Source organism: Serratia sp. Je.1.23.a (assembly GCF_051129805.1).
Lineage (GTDB): Bacteria > Pseudomonadota > Gammaproteobacteria > Enterobacterales > Enterobacteriaceae > Serratia > Serratia liquefaciens.
On record NZ_JBCPSR010000085.1, the window covers coordinates 1 to 264 of the forward strand.

Here is a 264-nt window from a genome sequence, read left to right on the forward strand (position 1 = left end):
TTCGCTAGAGATAGCTTAGTGCCTTCGGGAACTCTGAGACAGGTGCTGCATGGCTGTCGTCAGCTCGTGTTGTGAAATGTTGGGTTAAGTCCCGCAACGAGCGCAACCCTTATCCTTTGTTGCCAGCACGTAATGGTGGGAACTCAAAGGAGACTGCCGGTGATAAACCGGAGGAAGGTGGGGATGACGTCAAGTCATCATGGCCCTTACGAGTAGGGCTACACACGTGCTACAATGGCGTATACAAAGAGAAGCGAACTCGCG

1 rRNA gene is annotated in these 264 nt (G+C 52.7%); it reads left to right on the plus strand.

Annotated elements, in window-relative coordinates:
* A 16S ribosomal RNA gene (locus AAZT04_RS26300) occupies window positions 1–264 on the plus strand; the annotation flags it as partial.